Here is an 18,415-nt window from a genome sequence, read left to right as displayed (position 1 = left end):
AAACCGGCACCGGGCCTCGTTGCCGTACGGGCTGACACTTCCTCAATCACCCATACCGGTGAGTGTTGTAACAAATACCTCGAAAGGGTTTTACCGGGCGATACGGTCACCGTCATGTCTGTCGACACCGTGTCCCTGACCGGCTGGGGCCGCACCGCCCCGACGACCGCCCTGCGTTTCCGCCCCCGCTCGTACGAGGAGGCGGCGGCGACGGTACGCGGCTGCGGGCCGCGCGGCTCCATCGCCCGGGGCCTCGGCCGGGCCCACGGCGACGCGGCCCAGAACGCGGGCGGCTCCGTCCTCGACATGACCGCGCTGAACCGGATCCGCACCATCGACGCCGCGACCGGAACCGTGGTCTGCGACGCCGGGGTCAGCCTGCACCGGCTGATGGAGGTCCTGCTGCCGCTCGGCTGGTTCGTCCCCGTCACGCCCGCCACCCGCTACGTCACGGTGGGCGGTGCGCTCGGCGCCGACATCCACGGCCACAACCAGCACGTCTCCGGCTCCTTCTCCCGGCACGTCCAGGAGCTGGACCTGCTGACCGCCGGGGGCGAGATCCGTACGGTCCGGCCCGGCACCTCCCTCTTCGACGCGACCGCGGGCGGCCTGGGCCTGACGGGCGTGATCCTCTCGGCCACGCTCCGGTGCCACCGCGTCACCAGTTCATGGATGTCGGTCGACACCGAACGCGCCGTCGATCTGGACGACCTGCTGGAAAGGCTCTGTGCCGGGGACCACCGCTACCGCTACTCGTCCGCCTGGATCGATCTGCGCGCCCGCGGCCGGGCGACGGGGCGTTCCGTACTCACCCGAGGGGAGCACGTGCCCCGGTACGCGCTCCCGGCGCGCTCCCGGCGCACACCGCTCGCGTTCCGCGCGGGGCCGCTGCCGGCCTCGCCCGCCCTCGTGCCGGAGGCGCTGCTCGGCGGCGCCCCGGCCGCCCTGTTCAACGAGGTCCGGTACCGCGGCGCGCCCAGGTACCGGATCGGCGAACTCCAGAGGCTGGCCGCGTTCTTCCACCCGCTGGACGGGCTGCCGCAGTGGAGCCGGGCCCACGGGCGGGCCGGGTCCGTGCGGTACCAGTTCGTCGTCGGACATGGCCGGGAGGAGGTGCTGCGCCGGATCGTGCGCCGGATCTCCCAGCGGCGCTGCCCGTCGTCGAACGCGGTGCTCAAGCGGTTCGGCACCGGCGACCCGGGCTGGCTGTCGTTCCCCGTGCCCGGCTGGACGCTCGCCCTCGACCTGCCCGCCGCCCTGCCCGGCCTGGCCCGGTTCCTGGACTCGCTGGACGAGGAGGTGGCGGCGGCGGGCGGCCGGGTCTGCCTGGCGAAGGACTCCCGGCTCCGGCCGGAGCTGCTGGCCGCGATGTATCCGAGGCTGGCCGACTTCCGGTCGCTGCGCGCCGAGCTGGACCCGGACGGGGCCTTCCGCTCGGACCTGTCGCGCCGCCTGTCGCTCTGACCACCGCCGCCCGCCCCTCCCCCTCCCCACCTCGTAAGGAGTGTTCCCGTGAAGGACGCCTTCGGAGCTCCGCAGTCCCTGCTCGTCCTCGGCGGCACGTCGGAGATCGCCCTGGCCACCGCACGGCGGCTGATCGCCCTGCGGACCCGTACGGTCCGGCTGGCCGGGCGCCCCTCCCCCGCGCTCGACGCAGCCGCCGCCGAACTGCGCGCACGCGGCGCCGATGTCCGCACGGTCGACTTCGACGCCCTGGACTCCGCGTCGCACGAGACCACGCTCGGCAAGGTCTTCGCCGAGGGCGACATCGACCTGGTGCTGCTCGCCTTCGGCATCGCGGGCGACCAGGGGCGCGACGAGGAGGAGCCGCTGGCCGCGGTCCGGGTCGCCCAGACCAACTACACGGGAGCCGTCTCCGCCGGGCTGGTGTGCGCCGCCGCGCTCCAGGCGCAGGGACACGGCTCGCTGGTGGTGCTGTCCTCGGTGGCGGGCGAACGCGTGCGCCGCGCCGACTTCATCTACGGGTCCAGCAAGGCGGGGCTGGACGCGTTCACGCACGGGCTGGGGGACGCGCTGCACGGGACGGGGGTACATGTGATGGTCGTGCGCCCCGGCGTCGTACATCCGGAGCCGGCGGCGGAAGCGGAAACCGTGCGAGAGGCGGGAGCGGTGCGGGTGGCGGGAACGGTACAGAGAGCGGTGCGGGTGGCGGGAGCAGTGCAGGAAGCGGGAGCGGTGCGGGCCGCGGCCCGGTTCGCCTCGGCGCCGCTGGAGGCATCGCCGCTCACCACCACCCCGGACGCGGTCGCGGAGGCCATCGTGACGGGGCTGCGGCGGCGTTCGGAGACGGTGTGGGTGCCCGGGTCGCTGCGTGCGGTGATGTCGGCGCTGCGGCATGTGCCGCGCCCGCTTTTCCGGCGCCTGCCGATCTGATCCGGAGCCGCCGGGCAGGCGCCGGGGCTGCCGGGGCCGCCGGGGCCGCCGGGGCCGCCGGGGCCGCCGGGGCCGCCGGGGCCGCCGGGGCTGCCGGGGCTGCCGGGGAGACGGTGCCGGAACCGCCCGGGGAGGGGTCAGGGCTGCAGGGAAGGTGGTGCCGGAGCCGCCGGGCGGACGGTCAGGGCCGCCGGGGAGACGGTGCCGGAGCCGCCCGGGAGGCGGTCAGGGCTGCAAGGAGGGCTCGTCCACGGAGGAGCCGCCCTGCGCGGGCACGGCCGGTGTGCCCCCACCGGCGCCGAACGGGAATTCGTTGATCTTGCGCCAGACGCTGTCCGAGCCCTGCTCGTACAGCGCGAAGGAACCGCAGGTCCAGGCGGCCTCGTAATCGGCGAGCTCCGCATACGCCCGGTCCATCGCCTCCTCGGCGATGTCGTGCGCCACGGTCACATGCGGGTGGTACGGGAACTGGAGCTCGCGCACCAGCGGCCCGGAGGCGTCCCGGACCCGCTTCTGCAGCCAGGCGCAGGCCGAGGCGCCCTCGACGACCTGGACGAAGACGACCGGCGAGAGGGGGCGGAAGGTCCCCGTGCCGGACAGCCGCATCGGGAAGGGACGGCCGCCCGTCGCGATCTGGGCGAGGTGCGCCTCGATCGCGGGCAGGTCGGCCGCCTCGGCCTCGGTCGGCGGAAGAAGGGTGACGTGGGTGGGAATGCCGTATGCGGCAGGATCCCCGAAGCTCGCGCGCCGCTCCTGGAGCAGGCTGCCGTAGGGCTCCGGGACCGCGATCGAAACGCCGAGCGTTACGGTCCCCACGTCGTCCTCCTCAATCCTCGATGGCCGGTGGCCTGTTTTCGGCCACCGACCGGTTCAGTTTCCCGTCGCCAGTGTGACGCCTGCGGCCGCGAAACCGCCAGAGTCCTTGGACTCAGTGCTTCGCGGGCAGGAAGCCCATCCGGTCGTACGTCAGGGCCAGGGTCTCGGCCGCGACGGCACGGGCCTTCTCCGCGCCCTTGGCCAGGATCGAGTCCAGCGTCTCCGGGTCGTCCAGGTATTCCTGGGTGCGGGTACGGAACGGTGTGACGAACTCGACCATGACCTCGGCGAGGTCGGTCTTGAGCGCACCGTAGCCCTTGCCCTCGTACTTCTGCTCCAGATCCGCGATACCGGTCCCGGTGAGTGTCGAGCAGATACTCAGCAGATTGCTGATGCCAGGCTTCTCCGCGCGGTCGAAACGGATCACCGTGTCGGTGTCGGTGACCGCGCTCTTCACCTTCTTGGCGGTGGCCTTCGGCTCGTCCAGGAGGTTGATCAGACCCTTCGGGGTCGGCGCCGACTTGCTCATCTTCGCCGACGGGTCCTGGAGGTCGTAGATCTTCGCCGTCTCCTTGAGGATGTACGGGTCCGGCACGGTGAACGTTTCTCCGTAGCTGCCGTTGAACCGCTCGGCGAGATTACGGGTCAGCTCCAGGTGCTGGCGCTGGTCCTCACCGACCGGGACCTGATCGGCCTGGTACAGCAGGATGTCGGCCACCATCAGCATCGGGTACGTGAAGAGACCGACCGTGGTGCGGTCGGCGCCCTGCTTGGCGGACTTGTCCTTGAACTGCGTCATGCGCGAGGCCTCGCCGAAGCCGGTGAGGCAGTTCATGATCCAGCCGAGCTGGGCGTGCTCGGGGACGTGGCTCTGGACGAAGAGCGTGCAGCGCTCCGGGTCGAGACCGGCGGCGAGGAGCTGGGCGACGGCGAGCCTGGTGTTCGCGCGCAGCTCCGCGGGGTCCTGCGGGATGGTGATCGCATGCAGGTCCACGACCATGTAGAAGGCGTCGTGGGATTCCTGCAGCGCCACCCACTGGCGGACCGCGCCGAGGTAGTTGCCGAGGTGGAAAGAGCCTGCGGTGGGCTGGATTCCGGAGAGCACACGGGGGCGTTCAGAGGCCATGGAACTCATTGTCTCAGGTGCGGGCACCGTCCCCCGACCGGCCTGGCGCGCCGGGAAATACAGGTTTCCTCACCACGGATCCGACCGACGATACAAAGTGGGCACCACCCCGCCCACGCCGCACGACGAACGGAGATCCCGTGTCGACCACGGACACCGCCATCGCCTCCGCCGAGGCGCACAGCGCGCACAACTACCATCCGCTGCCCGTCGTCGTCGCCACGGCGGACGGAGCCTGGATGACCGATGTCGAGGGCAACCGCTACCTCGACATGCTGGCCGGCTACTCGGCGCTCAACTTCGGTCACTGCAACCGGCGCCTGATCGACGCGGCCAAGGCGCAGCTGGAGCGGGTGACCCTCACCTCGCGCGCCTTCTACCACGACCGGTTCGCCGACTTCTGTACGCAGCTCGCCGATTTGTGCGGCATGGAGTCGGTGCTGCCGATGAACACGGGCGCGGAGGCCGTGGAGACCGCGGTGAAGACGGCCCGCAAGTGGGGCTACCAGGTGAAGGGCGTCCCGGACGGCATGGCGAAGATCATCGTCGCCGCGAACAACTTCCACGGCCGGACGACGACGATCATCAGCTTCTCCACGGACCCGGAGGCCCGGGAGAACTTCGGCCCGTACACGCCGGGGTTCGAGATCGTGCCGTACGGGGATCTCACGGCGCTCCGGGAGGCGATGACCGAGAACACCGTGGCGGTGCTCATGGAGCCGATCCAGGGCGAGGCCGGGGTACTGGTGCCGCCACCGGGCTATCTCCCCGGGGTACGCGCGCTCACGCGCGAGCGGAACGTGCTCTTCGTCGCGGACGAGGTCCAGTCGGGCCTGGGCCGGACCGGCCGGACCTTCGCCTGCGAGCACGAGGGGGTCGTGCCGGACATGTACGTGCTCGGCAAGGCGCTGGGCGGTGGTGTGGTGCCGGTGTCGGCGGTGGTCTCGTCGCAGGAGGTGCTGGGGGTCTACCGGCCCGGTGAGCACGGTTCGACGTTCGGCGGCAACCCTCTGGCCTGCGCGGTCGCACTGGAGGTCATCGCGATGCTCCGCACCGGCGAGTTCCAGCAGCGGGCGGCCGAGCTGGGCGAGCACCTGCACCAGGAGCTGGGGCTGCTGGTGGGGGGCCGCGCGGTGGAGGAGGTGCGCGGCCGCGGGCTGTGGGCGGGCGTCGACATCGCCCCGGCGCTCGGCACCGGCCGGGAGATCTCCAGGAAGCTGATGGACCGCGGGGTGCTGGTCAAGGACACCCATGGCTCGACGATCCGGATCGCCCCGCCGCTGGTGATCAGCAAGGAGGACCTGGACTGGGGCCTCGAACAGATCCGCGCCGTGCTGCGCGGCTGACCTCCGCGCCCGCTCGCCGGGCGGGCCCGGGCCTGTCCTCCGGGCCCGCCCCGGCAGAATCCCTCAGAGGATGACGTGTGGCAGGAAGCGGGCGTACTCGTCCGTGACCAGGCCCTCCGACTCGCGGATACCGAGGCCGGCCGCCTCGTCCTCGACGACCCACGCGCCCAGCACCACACGGTTGCCGTCGAAGTCCGGCAGCGGTGCCAGCTCCTGGTAACAGCACGGCTCGTCCCGCACCACCGCCGGGCTTCCCGGCTCATGGATCGTGACCCCGGCCCCCTCGCGGCCGAGCAGCGGCTTGGCGGCCCAGCCGCCCGACGCCGCGAGTCCGCGAGGGCCGTCCAGGTAGGAGGCGAGCAGGTTGGGGTGGCCGGGGTAGAGCTCCCAGAGGATCGCCAGCAGCGCCTTGTTGGACAGCAGCATCTTCCAGGCGGGCTCGATCCAGCAGGTCGTCCCCGTACCGCCGCCGTTGTCGAGGGTGTCGAGCACCTGCGGGCCGAACCGGTCGGTCGCCAGCCACTCCCACGGATACAGCTTGAAGCAGCTCCGGATGAAACGGAGCCGCTCGTCGACGAACCGCCCGCTCAGCCGGTCCCAGCCGATCCGTTCGACGGAGAGCGCCTCCGTCTCGATGCCGGCCTGTGCGGCGGTCTCCCGCAGATAGGCGACCGTCATCAGGTCCTCGCCCAGTTCGTCCCCGTCGGAGTGGGCGAAGTGCAGCGGTCCCGGCGGCAGCAGGGCGGCCTGCCGCTTCCACGCCGCGACGAGGCGTTCGTGCAGTGAGTTCCACTGGTCGGCGCCCGGGAAGCGGTCCTCCATCCAGAACCACTGGGCGCTCGCGGCCTCCACCAGGGAGGTGGGGGTGTCCGCGTTGTACTCCAGCATCTTCGCCGGACCGGTGCCGTCGTAGCGCAGGTCGAACCTGCCGTAGAGCGAGGGCAGTTCGTCACGGCGCTGCCAGGACTGGGCGATCAGCGCGGCCAGCCGCCGGTCGGTGATGCCGAGTTCGGCGAAGCGGTCCTGCTCCACGATGTGCGCGGCCGCGGCCAGGCACATCGTGTGCAGTTCCTCGACGACGTCCTCCAGCGCCTCGACCTCGGGCAGCGAGAAGACGTAGTAGGCGCTCTCGTCCCAGTACGGGCGGAGCGATCCGTCCGGGTAGCGGGTGAGCGGGAAGACGATCCCCTGCTCCTCCACCGTCTGCTGCCAGCCGTCGCGCGGCCGTGTGGTGCGGCGTTCCATGCCGGTCAGCCGCCGCCGGTGCCCGAGCAGCCGAAGCCGCCGCGCTCGACGGCCGACTTGTCGAAACTGCCGCCCTGCACCTTGCCGTTCTTGCTGCTGCCGCCGTAGTAGTACGACCCCTTGCCGTCGCTCCGCTTGCACTCGTAGCTCGGCAGTTTGTCGTGGGTCACCGGGTCGACGCATCGCTTGTCCGGCTCCGAACCGCAGGAGGTGATCATCGCCGCGAGCACCCCCATGCCGCCGAGCACCACGGTGCTCGACCTCAGCCTGCGTGTAGCCATGTTTTCCGTCTCCCCCGCCATACGAATCAGGCCAGTGTGGCCATTCGTCAGATTAGAGGGCCGCCGGGTGCGGCAGGAAGCGGGGTCACCGAACCTCCGCGAAGCAGAGCCCATGTGCTCCTGGGTTGATCCGCGCCCCGGCGCCGCCGTCTGCTTCGGTACGGCCTCGGTCATCCAGGCCGTCAGGGCGCGCCGGGAGGCCCTGAGCCAGTCGGAAGATGCAGGTCGGCACCGAAAGCGGCCCATGAATCCGTCACGGAAATGGACCATACCCATGCGCCATCCGCCTCGTAACGTCGTAGCCATGACGACGAACGAACACAGCCACCCGACCACCGCCCTCAACCCAAGCACTGACCCGACGGACCGGCCCGAAAAGGCCGGCCTCACGGGCCTGCCGGGCAGGCCCGTACCCGCGCCCCACCATCACCCGACACTTCACAGGAGCTCCGCGTGACCGCTTCCGTCCTCCGCGCCCTGCACCACGACCGAGCCCCCGGGGACCCGCTGGTCGTCCCCGGCCCGTGGGACGCGGCGAGTGCGCGCGTCTTCGTCGACGCGGGCTTCCCGGCTCTCGCCACGCCCAGCGCCGGGGTCGCGGCCTCGCTCGGTCACGAGGACGGGGCGACGCCCGCCGCCGAGATGTTCGCGGCCGTGGCCAGGATCGTGCGCGCCGTCCCGGCCGCCGTGCCCGTCTCGGCGGACGTCGAGGCGGGTTACGGACTGGCAGCGAAGGAGCTCGTCGAGCGCCTCCTCGATGCCGGAGCCGTCGGCTGCAATCTGGAGGACTCCGTCGACGGTACCCTCGTCGACGCCCAGCGGCAGGCGGACCGGCTCGCGGAGGTGCGGGCGGTCGCGGGCGAGGCGCTCTTCGTCAACGCCCGCGTCGACACCTACGTCCACGGCGTCCCCGAGGGCACGGCCCCGGAAACGGAGACGGTCCGCCGCGCGCTGCTGTACGTGGCGGCGGGCGCGGACTGCGTCTACCCGATCCTGGCCCCGCCCGAGGCACTGCCCGCCCTGGCCGCCGCCGTCCCGGCCCCGCTGAACGCCTTCGCCCGGCCGGACGGCCCGCCCCCGCGCCGGCTGGGCGAGCTGGGCGCCACCCGGATCACCTTCGGCCCCGGGCTGCAGCGCCGGGCCATGGCGGCGCTGCGCGAGATCGCGGACGAGCTGCTGAAGAGGTAGGAGCCCCGGCCGGCAGGCGGTGGGCGGTACGCGGTGGGCGGTACGCGGTCAGGCCCGTCTGCCGCCGAAGGCCGCCAGGGTCCGCTCCAGCATCGGCATGGCCCGCACCACGTTGCGGGAGCGGATCAGGGCGTCCCAGGCGGGCTCGAACTTCTTCCAGCCGCCCGAGTACGCCAGATGTCTGAGCCGTTCGTGCGTGCCGGGCTGGGCGGCCGCACCGCGCCATATGTTGGACCACCGGTAGAAGTCGCGGTACGCACGCCAGTACCCGTCCTCCAACTGGCGTGGGGTCATGCCCTTCGGGCGGTACACGACATGGCGGGTGTCGTAGAGGTCCCAGTCCCGGTGGACGATCCGGTCCTCCGCCTCCAGCTGTTTCCACAGTCCGGTGGACGGATACGGCGTCATGATGTGGAAGGTGGCCGTCTCGATGCCCTGCTCGACGGCCACTCCACCGTGCGGTCGAAGACGTCCGGGCCGTCGTGGTCGAGCCCGAAGACGAAGCCGGCCTCGATGTCGACCCGTTCCACGTGTTCGTCCAGGAGCGTCACCTCGTCGTCCGGGTCGAGGTATCCGGCAAGGGTCGCCAGGCCCAGCGGCGGGAAGAGCGAGTACTTGATGGGCCTGAACAACGGGCTGGTCGCCTCGGTCAGGGCCGGAAGGATCATCGTCACACGCATGACAGCCCAGACTCGGGAAGGGGCGCGGTCAGTTCCCGGCCGCTGCCGCCCGTACACGCCACCGCCCCCGGCAGCGGGTGCTGCCGGGGGCGGCGGGGTACGCGTGGAGAGGCGTACGGATCAGATCAGGCCGAGCTCGCGGACCGCGTCGCGCTCGTCGGTGAGCTCCTTCACCGAGGCGTCGATGCGCGCACGGGAGAAGTCGTTGATGTCCAGACCCTGGACGATCTCGTACTTGCCGTCCTTCGTGGTGACCGGGAAGGACGAGATGATGCCCTCGGGCACGCCGTAGGAGCCGTCCGAGGGGATACCCATGGAGGTCCAGTCGCCGGGGGCGGTGCCGTTGACCCAGGTGTGCACGTGGTCGATGGCGGCGTTGGCGGCGGAGGCGGCCGAGGACGCGCCACGGGCCTCGATGATCGCGGCGCCGCGCTTGGCGACGGTCGGGATGAAGGTGTCGGCCAGCCACGTCTCGTCGTTGACGACCTCGGCGGCGTTCTTGCCCGCGATCTCCGCGTGGAAGATGTCCGGGTACTGGGTCGCCGAGTGGTTGCCCCAGATGGTCAGGCGCTTGATGTCGGAGACCGTGGTGCCGGTCTTCTTCGCCAGCTGCGTCAGCGCCCGGTTGTGGTCCAGACGGGTCATCGCGGTGAAGCGCTCGGCCGGTACGTCCGGGGCCGAGGCCTGCGCGATGAGCGCGTTGGTGTTGGCCGGGTTGCCGACGACGAGGACCTTGATGTCGTCCGCGGCGTTGTCGTTGATGGCCTTGCCCTGGGGCTTGAAGATGCCGCCGTTGGCGGAGAGCAGGTCGCCGCGCTCCATGCCCTTGGTGCGCGGGCGGGCGCCGACCAGCAGGGCGACGTTGGCACCGTCGAACGCCTTGTCGGCGTCGTCGGTGATCTCGATGCCACGCAGCAGCGGGAAGGCGCAGTCGTCGAGCTCCATGGCGGTGCCCTCGGCGGCCTTCAGGGCCGGGGTGATCTCCAGGAGGCGCAGGTTGACCGGCACGTCCGGGCCGAGCAGGTGGCCGGAGGCGATGCGGAAGAGCAGCGCGTAGCCGATCTGGCCGGCTGCGCCGGTCACGGTGACATTCACGGGAGTGCGGGTCATGGCGATCTCCGTTAGACAGCTGGCGGTGGGGGTTCCTGGCCCCTGGTGCTGGACATCCCCTGAATCTTGATGTGAAGAGATATCCACCGGTCAGGCTATCCGACTCGGAACATCTCGGCCGCTCTGCCCCCTGTGGCACCGCACACAACCCGTCACACAGCGCTCACCCGGCCGAATCGCGCTCACCCGGGAGGGCGGCAGCCCGGCGACGGCGCCCTCACGGCCCGCCGCCAGCGCCCCGGGCCGGTCAGGAGCACCGTCGCGGCGAGCACGAGCAGCGGGTCGGCCGCGGCCACGAGGAGCGTATTCGGAACCTCGCACGCGGCTGTCGCGCGCCCCCTGCTCCGCCCTCGGGCCGGATCTCCGTTGCCTGACGATCACACGATGGCGGAATGGTCACTTCCGTGCCACAGGCCACAGGCATCCCTTGAACCGGACTCGCCCCGTCGACCAGGCTGAAGTCCGGACGGGGCAAGGCCGCTCAAGTCACCGCATTCCGGGGCGTTTACGTTCCAGCGGGCCCCGATACCGGTGTCCGTCCCCCCTCGGGGGAGGGGACGGGCACCGCTTCCGAGCGGTACGGCCGGCCGTACCGGCGGGGCTCAGCGGATGGTGAAGTGGACCAGGTGCTCCAGGAACGGAAGGTCCAGCCACGGTTCGGGCTGCGCCACCAGCGCGAGCATCACGATGAGAAAGCCGAGCACCCCGTACGTCACCAGGTCGGTGAAGCGGGAACGAACCGCCAGCATGCCCACCGACGGCACCACGAGCCGCAGCACGGCGCCGCCGATGAGGGCGACGCCGATCAGCATCGTGCCGATCCGGAAGGCTTCGGCGAACGGGTCGACCGCCACGATCAGCAGCCCGATCCCGGCCGTGCAGAGCACGGCGAGCAGCGGCCACTGACGGGCCGGGGCGGGTGCGTCCCCGGGCGCGGCCCTGCCCCCGCCCTCGGGGCGCGCGGTGTCCCGGGTGAACGACGGAAACCGCCGCGACGGCCGCTTGCCGCCGGCCGTCGGCCCGTCCGCGGCACCGTCACCGGACGCGGCCGCGTCCGCCGCCACCCGGCCGGCCGTGGTCTCCTCCGTCGCTCCCTCGTCCGATGTCCCCTCGTCCGCGCGTGACGGCACCGCGGACGGGCCGTCCGCCTCGGCGGACGGGTCGGCCGGACTCGTACCAGCACCCATGGGGTTCCCTCCGGATCGGGTCGGCCGGCTCAGGCGGCGGCGGCCGCGATGCGCTCGGCCGCCTCGACCACGTTGACGAGCAGCTGGGCACGGGTCATCGGGCCGACACCGCCCGGGTTCGGGGAGATCCAGGCGGCGACCTCGGCCACGCCCGGGTGGACGTCCCCGACGATCTTGCCGTGCTCGTCCCGGCTGACGCCGACATCGAGCACGGCGGCGCCCGGCTTCACGTCCTCGGGCTTGATGATGTGCGGCACCCCGGCAGCGGCGACGATGATGTCGGCCTGCTTGAGGTGGGCGGAGAGGTCACGCGTACCGGTGTGGCACTGGGTGACCGTGGCGTTCTCTGACTTGCGGGTCAGCAGCAGCGGGATGGAGCGGCCGATGGTGACACCGCGGCCGACGACCACGACATGCGCCCCGTTGATCTCCACGTCGTGGTGGCGGAGCAGCTGGACGACACCCTGCGGGGTGCAGGGCAGCGGGCCCGTCTCGTTCAGCACGAGCCGGCCGAGGTTCATCGGGTGCAGGCCGTCGGCGTCCTTGGCCGGGTCCATCAGCTCCAGGACACGGTTGGTGTCGATCCCCCTGGGGAGCGGAAGCTGCACGATGTACCCCGTGCAGTCGGGGTTGGCGTTGAGCTCCCGTACGACGTCCTCGATCTCCTCCTGGGTGGCGGTGTCGGGGAGTTCGCGCTGGATGGAGCCGATGCCGACCTGCGCGCAGTCACGGTGCTTGCCGTTCACGTACCACCGGCTGCCCGGGTCGTCCCCGACGAGCAGGGTTCCCAGGCCAGGGGTGATGCCCTGCGCCTTGAGGGCCGCCACGCGGACGGTGAGATCGGACTTGATCGCGGCTGCGGTGGCCTTGCCATCGAGAATCTGGGCAGTCATGTACCCATACTCGCGGATGACCCCGCCTGCACACCAAATCCGGCCGCAGGGGGTGGCGCGATGTTGCGCTTGCGCAACAAGCAAGGGCCACGACTGGACAAACTTACATTTTATTTATGACGATTATCGCCGCAGTGCCGCAGTAGTACCGGGGGGCGGACCACTGACTTTTCTTTCCTCCGTGCGGCCGCATCGTCCCCGCATGCACGTTGGAGGAAACGCCCAGATGAGTTTCGGCGACCCGAACCCGAATCCGAACAACCCGTACGGCCAGCAGCCGGGCCAGCCGCCGCAGGGCCAGCCCGGTTACGGCTACCCGCAGCAGGCCCCGCAGGGCGTACCGCCGCAGGGCCAGCCGGGCTACGGCTACCCGCAGCAGCCGGGCCAGCCGCCGCAGGGCCAGCCTGGTTACGGCTACCCGCAGCAGGCGCCGGGCGGCACCCTCCAGGCCAACAACGGCTACATCAACGTCGCGGGCCTCGGCACCGTCGAACTCGCCACGATGGGGCGCCGCCTGGGCGCGCGTGCGCTCGACGGTGTCGCGTACGGCATCCTCTACCTGATCTTCTCGGCGATCGGCATCGCGGGCCTCGTGGGCGCCTCGGAGTCCATCGACGACTGCAGCAGCACCGCGTACGGCACCGATGCCTACAACCAGTGCATGAACGACGCGGCCAGCGCCAGCGTCGGCATGGTCGCGGGCTTCTTCGGCTTCATAGCCGTGTTCGCGCTGATCGCGCTGCTCTACGAATGGCTGATGGTCTCCATCTGGGGCGCCACGCTCGGCAAGATGGTCCTCAACGTCAAGGTCGTCAAGGAGAGCACCGGCCAGGCCCCCGGCCTGGGTGCGGGCTTCATCCGCTGGATCATCCCGATGGTCGGCTCGCTCTTCTGCGGTCTCGGCACGCTGCTGGTCTACCTCTCCCCCTTCTTCGACAACTCGGGCAAGCTCCAGGGCTGGCACGACCGCGCGGGCAGCACGATCGTCATCAAGACGAAGTGAGCATGCTGAAGGTGTAACCACCCTCACCGCCATGCGAAGGCCGCCAACTCCCCACTCATTCCGGGGAGTTGGCGGCCTTTCGCCTTACCCGGGCTGCCCGGGTGCAACTCGTGTCAGTGGAAGAAGTGCCGCGTACCCGTGAAGTACATCGTCACGCCCGCCTTCTTCGCGGCCTCGACGACCAGCTCGTCACGGACCGAACCGCCCGGCTGGGCCACGGCCTTGACGCCTGCGGCGGTCAGGATCTCCAGCCCGTCCGGGAACGGGAAGAACGCGTCGGAGGCGGCGTACGAACCGCGGGCGCGCTCCTCGCCCGCCCGCTCGACGGCCAGCTTCGCGGAGTCGACGCGGTTGACCTGGCCCATGCCGACGCCGACCGAGGCGCCGTCCTTGGCGAGCAGGATCGCGTTGGACTTGACCGCGCGGCAGGCCTTCCACGCGAAGGCGAGCTCCTTCAGCTCGTCCGCGCTCAGGGCCTCGCCGGTGGCGAGGGTCCAGTTGGCCGGGTCGTCGCCCTCTGCCTGGAGGCGGTCGGTGACCTGGAGCAGCGCACCGCCGTCGATCGGCTTGACCTCGACCGGGGCGGCCGGGGCGTCGGGGCAGCGCAGCACGCGGATGTTCTTCTTGCGGGCCAGGATCTCGACCGCGCCGTCCTCGTACGCCGGGGCGACGATGACCTCGGTGAAGATCTCCGCGACCTGCTCGGCCATGGCGACCGTCACCGGACGGTTGACGGCGATGACACCGCCGAAGGCCGACAGCGGGTCGCAGGCGTGCGCGTTGCGGTGCGCCTCGGCGACGTCGTCGGCGATCGCGATGCCGCACGGGTTGGCGTGCTTGATGATCGCGACGCACGGCTCGGCGTGGTCGTACGCGGCCCGGCGCGCGGCGTCGGTGTCCGTGTAGTTGTTGTACGACATCTCCTTGCCGTGCAGCTGCTCCGCCTCGGCCAGGCCGCCGGCGCCGGAGGTGTAGAGCGCGGCAGGCTGGTGCGGGTTCTCGCCGTAGCGCAGGACGTTCTTGCGCTCGTACGTCGTACCGAAGAAGTCGGGGAAGCCCGAGTCGTCGGCGGCGGCGTAGTCGTCGGCGAACCAGGAGGCCACGGCCACGTCGTACGCGGCGGTGTGCTGGAACGCCTCGGCGGCCAGGCGCTTGCGGGCGGTCAGGTCGAAGCCGCCCGCCTTGACCGCTGCGAGGACATCGGCGTACCGCTCGGGGCTGGTGACGACCGCCACCGACGGGTGGTTCTTGGCGGCGGCGCGGACCATGGACGGGCCGCCGATGTCGATCTGCTCCACGCACTCGTCGGCGGAGGCGCCGGAGGCGACGGTCTCCTTGAACGGGTAGAGGTTGACGACCACCAGATCGAACGGCTCCACGCCCAGCTCGGCGAGCTGCTCACGGTGGGCGTCCAGGCGGAGGTCGGCGAGGATGCCGGCGTGGACGCGCGGGTGCAGCGTCTTGACGCGGCCGTCGAGGCACTCGGGGAAGCCGGTGAGCTCCTCGACCTTGGTGACCGGGACTCCGGCGGCGGCGATCTTCCCGGCGGTGGAGCCGGTGGAGACGAGCTCGACACCCGCCTCGTGCAGACCGCGGGCGAGGTCCTCCAGCCCCGTCTTGTCGTAGACACTGACCAGGGCGCGACGGATGGGCTTATTCACCGACATGACCGAGATGAACCTTTCGTCCCTCAATGCGATAGCCGTCGCGGGCGAGCCGCCCCACGGCCTCGACGAGCAGCTTGCGCTCGATTTCCTTGATGCGTTCGTGGAGAGCGGCTTCGCCCTCCGCCGTGTCCTCCTCGGTCACCTCGACCACGCCCTGCGCGATGATCGGACCGGTGTCGACGCCGTCGTCGACGAAGTGGACGGTGCACCCGGTGACCTTCACGCCGTACGCGAGTGCGTCACGCACGCCGTGGGCACCGGGAAAGCTGGGGAGCAGGGCGGGGTGGGTGTTGATGAACCGGCCGCCGAACCGGGCGAGGAACTCCTTGCCCACGATCTTCATGAACCCCGCGGACACCACGAGGTCCGGGCGGTACCCGGCCGTCTCGGCCGCGAGCGCCGCGTCCCACTCCTCGCGGGTGGCGTGGTCCTTGACCCTGCACACGAAGGTCGGCAGTCCGGCGCGCTCCGCCCGCTCCAGGCCGGCGATGCCCGAGCGATCGGCGCCGACCGCGACGATCCGCGCGCCGAAGCCCTCGGGGTCGTCACCGATGGCGTCGAGCAGGGCTTGAAGGTTCGTACCCGAACCGGAGACCAGCACGACCAGGCGTGCCGGGGCGGTGGAGGGGGGCGGGGAGGCCACGGCTGGGCCCTTTCTCGCGTGGTGAAGCAGAGCGACGCTGATTTGTACGGTCGTACGAAAGAACCGAGCCCCTCGATACGGGGAACTCTACGAACAAGTCGACCGTCAGCAACGATACCGGCACCCTGGAGGACTCCCACGGGACGGGGGTGGGCGGCCGGTGGCCGGGCTCCGGGGAGAGGGAGCGGGCCCGGGGTGACGGGTCTCGGCCGTTCGAGCCCCGCTCCCAGCTTTCGGCCCCTCCTGACCGGGAGGTAGCGTCAGGGGACAGCGAACCGTCCGCAGGGCGGAAATGACGAGATGGGGAAGACGTTCACCACATGCCGGACCGACGCCACCGCACCGCCTTCCGCCAGCCGGTGCCCGAGCGGATTTCACTGCTGATGCGGGAACGCCAGTCCCCCACGGGCCCCTCCTCTTCTTCCACTGCCGGCTCGTCCGGTACGCCAGGGTCCTCCGGCCAGGCTGACGAGAACCCGTTCGCCGCGCCGCCCGAGAACCGGCCCGACCAGCCCTGGCAGCCCCGCCGCCCCGCGAACACCGGGAACGGCGACGGCCAGGGCAGCGGGAACGGCCGGGGGAATGACGCCGGATCCCCCGAGGGCGGCTCCTCCGACGACCGGCCGGTCTGGGGCGGCCAGTGGAGCAGCCGGCAGCCCGGCCGCCAGAGCGGCGGCTTCGGCGGCCGGCCCGGGGGCCAGGGCGGGACGAACGGCCAGGGCGGACCCGAGGGCAGCCCCGGCGGGCTGCGCTGGGACCCCACCGACCCCGCCCAGCGCCGCGCGCGCTACGCGCTGCTCTCCGGCATGTGGGCCTTCTTCTTCGCGCTCTTCGACTTCCCGGAGATCGCCCTGCTGCTCGGCGCACTCGCCGTCTACTGGGCGATCAGCTCGCTCCGGGCGAAGCCGAAGAGCGGGTCCGAGGCGGCGGCCGAAGGAGCCGGCCGGGCGACGGGCCCGGGCCGGACCTCCGGGGCCGCTCCGGCGCCCGGAACCGCGCCCGGCGCCCCCGCGGCCCCGGGCGGCGGCAGGCAGCAGACCACGGCCGCCATCAGCGGTCTGGTGACGGCGCTGCTGGCGCTCTCGATCGTCGCGACGACGTTCACGGTGCAGCTGGTCTACCGCGATTACTACACCTGTGTGAACGACGCCCTGACCAAGGCCGGCCAGGTGGCCTGCAACGACCAGCTGCCGAAGCCGCTGGAGCCGTTCTTCGGCGTCAAGAACTAGGTCCTCCCTTCGCCCCGGACGGCCCGGCCTCCTCCGGCCGGGCCGTCCACTCGTGCCAGGGGTCGGTGGGCAGGAAGTCGTACGGTGCGAAGTCCTCGTCCTCGTACGGGGCGGAGACGCGGACGGCGGGCGGCGCGGGCGCCGAGGCCGGTGCCGACGCCGCGCCGGTCGCCGGGGAAGCCACGGGCTGGGACGCGGGCCCGCCTCCCGGCTCCCGCTCCGGCTTCGCGCCCCTCCCCGACCCCACGGCGCCCGGGGCCCCGGCGACGCATGCCGCTTCCGCCCCCTGCGCCTGCGCCGGCACCGCGTCCGCGCGCCGCCACCACGCTCCCCCGCCGGGCTCCCGCAGTCGCCAGGCCCGGAGCAGCAGCGCCCCGGGGACGCCGACCAGCGCCGTCCACACCAGCGCCGCCGCGCCCGTGAGCCACCACACCGGCCCGAACTCCGCCAGCGCCCGGGTGCCGAGCGGCCCCCCGGCCGCCGCCGCCAGCACCGCCGTACCGGCCCCGCACCCCACCGCACCGAGGGCGGCCGCCGACGCGGTCTCCCGCAGGCTCCACGCCTCCTCGTGTGCGGCGTGCGGGGGCGCGGCCCGCCGTACCGTGAACCAGGCGACCGTCGCCCCGGCCGCGATCGGCACCGCGACGGCCGACCAGTTCGGGACCGTTCCCGGGCCCTCGGCGGGCACCGCGGCCAGCAACGGGAAGGGGGGCAGCGCCGGACGGCCCGCGAAGGCGATCGGGGTGACCGTGGCTGCCGTACCGAGGGCGAAACCCGGCCCGAGCCCGTACGCAGCGCCCCATACCGCCGCGTTCGGCACCAGCACCAGCGCGAGCAGAAGCACCGCGACCCGGCCCGCCCAGTCGCCCGAGAGCTGCACGAACGCCTGCTGGGCGGAGTGCGCATGCCACACCAGCGCCACCGCGACGAGCAGCGCCCCGCCGCCGAGCAGCACCGCCACCCCGGCGGCCGCCGACCGCCACACCGTCCCCGCACGCTCTCTGAACCGGCCGTGCGCCAGCGCCTCGTGCAGACTCACCGGCGCCCAGGACGGCGGCGGGCCGACGGGCCGACCGGTCGCCGTCCAGACTCCTGCCGCCGCCCCCGTCACCACAACGGCCGACGGGAAGAGCAGCGACAGCGGGTCCACGGCCGGCGAGCCGTCCCGCCCGTAGTACGCGACAGCCGCCCCGACCAGCAGATATCCGCTGACGACCATGACGAACGCGCCCACCGCGGAGGGCACCGGGCGCACCTCGTCCGGCACCAGGGCGCCCCGCGCCGCCCGGTACACCAGCCACACCGGGACCACGGCGAGCAGCAGCGGAACGACGCCCACCGGGGCGGGAACCCCGCTGAGCGTGTCGGCCCTGATCAGCTCGGCACCGTGGGCGAGCAGCCAGAGCCCGGCCGCCGCGTGGAGCGCGCCGCCGAGGTCGCTGTCGGACGCCGGGGAGCTGATCCACAACGCCAGGACGAGGACGGCGATGGAGCCCACTCCGAGCCCGGCCGCAAGCGCTCCACGAAGAAGGGCGAGGGCCGGCACGGCGGACCTGTCCTGCTCTGCCGGCAACGACGGGCTGTCTTCGGTCACTTGGGTCACCGGG

Annotated in this window: 17 protein-coding genes and 2 pseudogenes; 7 read left to right on the top strand and 12 right to left on the bottom strand. The window is 71.9% G+C overall.

What is annotated here, in order from left to right:
• Positions 1–114 precede the first annotated feature (114 nt).
• The 3 genes and pseudogenes from ACWCQ6_RS10485 to ACWCQ6_RS10475 all read left to right on the top strand — a co-directional run.
• A complete protein-coding gene (locus ACWCQ6_RS10485; RefSeq protein WP_451087489.1) occupies positions 115–1,464 on the top strand; it encodes an FAD-binding protein in 1,350 nt (449 codons plus the stop codon).
• 48 nt (positions 1,465–1,512) lie between these two features.
• Positions 1,513–2,091: pseudogene (locus tag ACWCQ6_RS10480) on the top strand (SDR family NAD(P)-dependent oxidoreductase); the annotation flags it as partial.
• Positions 2,092–2,229: 138 nt separating this feature from the next.
• Positions 2,230–2,394, top strand: a pseudogene (locus ACWCQ6_RS10475) (decaprenylphospho-beta-D-erythro-pentofuranosid-2-ulose 2-reductase); the annotation flags it as partial.
• A gap of 225 nt (positions 2,395–2,619) precedes the next feature.
• Here ACWCQ6_RS10475 and ACWCQ6_RS10470 read toward each other — a convergent pair.
• Positions 2,620–3,210, bottom strand: coding sequence for a 2'-5' RNA ligase family protein (locus tag ACWCQ6_RS10470; protein ID WP_451087487.1), 591 nt, complete (start codon positions 3,208–3,210; stop codon positions 2,620–2,622).
• 112 nt (positions 3,211–3,322) lie between these two features.
• Positions 3,323–4,336, bottom strand: coding sequence for a tryptophan--tRNA ligase (gene trpS, locus ACWCQ6_RS10465; RefSeq protein WP_451087485.1), 1,014 nt, complete (start codon positions 4,334–4,336; stop codon positions 3,323–3,325).
• Between the two features lie 140 nt (positions 4,337–4,476).
• Between trpS and rocD the strand changes: the two genes are divergently transcribed.
• Positions 4,477–5,682, top strand: a complete 1,206-nt coding sequence (rocD, locus tag ACWCQ6_RS10460) for an ornithine--oxo-acid transaminase (RefSeq protein ID WP_451087483.1) — start codon at positions 4,477–4,479, stop codon at positions 5,680–5,682.
• Between the two features lie 63 nt (positions 5,683–5,745).
• Here the strand turns inward: rocD and ACWCQ6_RS10455 are convergent, their stop codons facing one another.
• Complete coding sequence (locus ACWCQ6_RS10455) at positions 5,746–6,927, bottom strand: glutathionylspermidine synthase family protein (RefSeq protein WP_451087481.1); 1,182 nt, start codon at positions 6,925–6,927, stop codon at positions 5,746–5,748.
• A 5-nt stretch (positions 6,928–6,932) separates the two neighbouring features.
• On the bottom strand, positions 6,933–7,208 hold the full coding sequence (locus tag ACWCQ6_RS10450) for a hypothetical protein (protein WP_451087479.1): 276 nt from the start codon (positions 7,206–7,208) through the stop codon (positions 6,933–6,935).
• Between the two features lie 453 nt (positions 7,209–7,661).
• Here ACWCQ6_RS10450 and ACWCQ6_RS10445 point away from each other — a divergent pair, with 453 nt between their 5' ends.
• Positions 7,662–8,396 (top strand): isocitrate lyase/PEP mutase family protein, encoded by a 735-nt coding sequence (locus ACWCQ6_RS10445; protein ID WP_451087477.1) that lies wholly within the window; start codon positions 7,662–7,664, stop codon positions 8,394–8,396.
• 48 nt (positions 8,397–8,444) lie between these two features.
• Here the strand turns inward: ACWCQ6_RS10445 and ACWCQ6_RS10440 are convergent, their stop codons facing one another.
• The 5 genes from ACWCQ6_RS10440 to ACWCQ6_RS10420 all read right to left on the bottom strand — a co-directional run bounded on the left by ACWCQ6_RS10440 (position 8,445) and on the right by ACWCQ6_RS10420 (position 12,266).
• Positions 8,445–8,846 carry a hypothetical protein gene (locus tag ACWCQ6_RS10440; protein ID WP_451087475.1) on the bottom strand — a complete coding sequence of 134 codons (402 nt, stop codon included), beginning with the start codon at positions 8,844–8,846 and terminating at the stop codon, positions 8,445–8,447.
• A complete protein-coding gene (locus ACWCQ6_RS10435) occupies positions 8,801–9,076 on the bottom strand; it encodes a hypothetical protein (protein ID WP_451087473.1) in 276 nt (91 codons plus the stop codon). Before ACWCQ6_RS10435 ends, ACWCQ6_RS10440 begins: the two co-directional genes overlap by 46 nt.
• Positions 9,077–9,196: 120 nt before the next feature.
• The gene (locus ACWCQ6_RS10430; RefSeq protein WP_451087471.1) at positions 9,197–10,186 is read right to left on the bottom strand and encodes a malate dehydrogenase; all 990 of its coding nucleotides are present in this window, start codon (positions 10,184–10,186) and stop codon (positions 9,197–9,199) included.
• Between the two features lie 602 nt (positions 10,187–10,788).
• Entirely contained in the window at positions 10,789–11,373 is a 585-nt protein-coding gene (locus tag ACWCQ6_RS10425; RefSeq protein WP_451087469.1) for a DUF3017 domain-containing protein, read from the bottom strand.
• Between the two features lie 29 nt (positions 11,374–11,402).
• Positions 11,403–12,266 (bottom strand): bifunctional methylenetetrahydrofolate dehydrogenase/methenyltetrahydrofolate cyclohydrolase, encoded by an 864-nt coding sequence (locus ACWCQ6_RS10420; RefSeq protein ID WP_451087467.1) that lies wholly within the window; start codon positions 12,264–12,266, stop codon positions 11,403–11,405.
• A 226-nt stretch (positions 12,267–12,492) separates the two neighbouring features.
• On the opposite strand from ACWCQ6_RS10420, the gene ACWCQ6_RS10415 reads away from it, so the two are divergent.
• Complete coding sequence (locus tag ACWCQ6_RS10415) at positions 12,493–13,269, top strand: RDD family protein (protein WP_451087564.1); 777 nt, start codon at positions 12,493–12,495, stop codon at positions 13,267–13,269.
• A gap of 113 nt (positions 13,270–13,382) precedes the next feature.
• Here ACWCQ6_RS10415 and purH read toward each other — a convergent pair whose 3' ends face one another.
• Together purH and purN are read right to left on the bottom strand one after the other, a co-directional pair.
• Positions 13,383–14,936, bottom strand: coding sequence for a bifunctional phosphoribosylaminoimidazolecarboxamide formyltransferase/IMP cyclohydrolase (gene purH / locus ACWCQ6_RS10410; RefSeq protein ID WP_451087465.1), 1,554 nt, complete (start codon positions 14,934–14,936; stop codon positions 13,383–13,385).
• Positions 14,923–15,579 (bottom strand): phosphoribosylglycinamide formyltransferase, encoded by a 657-nt coding sequence (gene purN, locus ACWCQ6_RS10405; protein ID WP_451087463.1) that lies wholly within the window; start codon positions 15,577–15,579, stop codon positions 14,923–14,925. Before purN ends, purH begins: the two co-directional genes overlap by 14 nt.
• A gap of 320 nt (positions 15,580–15,899) precedes the next feature.
• Between purN and ACWCQ6_RS10400 the strand changes: the two genes are divergently transcribed.
• Positions 15,900–16,808, top strand: coding sequence for a hypothetical protein (locus ACWCQ6_RS10400; protein WP_451087461.1), 909 nt, complete (start codon positions 15,900–15,902; stop codon positions 16,806–16,808).
• Here the strand turns inward: ACWCQ6_RS10400 and ACWCQ6_RS10395 are convergent.
• The gene (locus tag ACWCQ6_RS10395) at positions 16,798–18,402 is read right to left on the bottom strand and encodes a cell division protein PerM (RefSeq protein ID WP_451087562.1); all 1,605 of its coding nucleotides are present in this window, start codon (positions 18,400–18,402) and stop codon (positions 16,798–16,800) included. The genes ACWCQ6_RS10400 and ACWCQ6_RS10395 overlap by 11 nt on opposite strands.
• Between the last annotated feature and the right edge of the window lie 13 nt (positions 18,403–18,415).

This window comes from Streptomyces sp. NPDC001880, assembly GCF_053594575.1.
This window is presented reverse-complemented; position numbering and strand designations above follow the sequence as displayed.

Excerpts from the sequence above, each read along its gene's own strand:
- ACWCQ6_RS10425 (WP_451087469.1), bottom strand. The coding sequence starts at position 11,373 with ATGGGTGCTGGTACGAGTCCGGCCGACCCGTCCGCCGAGGCGGACGGC.
- ACWCQ6_RS10450 (WP_451087479.1), bottom strand. The coding sequence starts at position 7,208 with ATGGCTACACGCAGGCTGAGGTCGAGCACCGTGGTGCTCGGCGGCATG.
- ACWCQ6_RS10485 (WP_451087489.1), top strand. The coding sequence starts at position 115 with ATGTCTGTCGACACCGTGTCCCTGACCGGCTGGGGCCGCACCGCCCCG.
- ACWCQ6_RS10420 (WP_451087467.1), bottom strand. The coding sequence starts at position 12,266 with ATGACTGCCCAGATTCTCGATGGCAAGGCCACCGCAGCCGCGATCAAG.
- ACWCQ6_RS10415 (WP_451087564.1), top strand. The coding sequence starts at position 12,493 with ATGAGTTTCGGCGACCCGAACCCGAATCCGAACAACCCGTACGGCCAG.
- ACWCQ6_RS10400 (WP_451087461.1), top strand. The coding sequence starts at position 15,900 with ATGCCGGACCGACGCCACCGCACCGCCTTCCGCCAGCCGGTGCCCGAG.
- ACWCQ6_RS10430 (WP_451087471.1), bottom strand. The coding sequence starts at position 10,186 with ATGACCCGCACTCCCGTGAATGTCACCGTGACCGGCGCAGCCGGCCAG.
- trpS (WP_451087485.1), bottom strand. The coding sequence starts at position 4,336 with ATGGCCTCTGAACGCCCCCGTGTGCTCTCCGGAATCCAGCCCACCGCA.
- ACWCQ6_RS10435 (WP_451087473.1), bottom strand. The coding sequence starts at position 9,076 with ATGCGTGTGACGATGATCCTTCCGGCCCTGACCGAGGCGACCAGCCCG.
- ACWCQ6_RS10455 (WP_451087481.1), bottom strand. The coding sequence starts at position 6,927 with ATGGAACGCCGCACCACACGGCCGCGCGACGGCTGGCAGCAGACGGTG.
- purH (WP_451087465.1), bottom strand. The coding sequence starts at position 14,936 with ATGTCGGTGAATAAGCCCATCCGTCGCGCCCTGGTCAGTGTCTACGAC.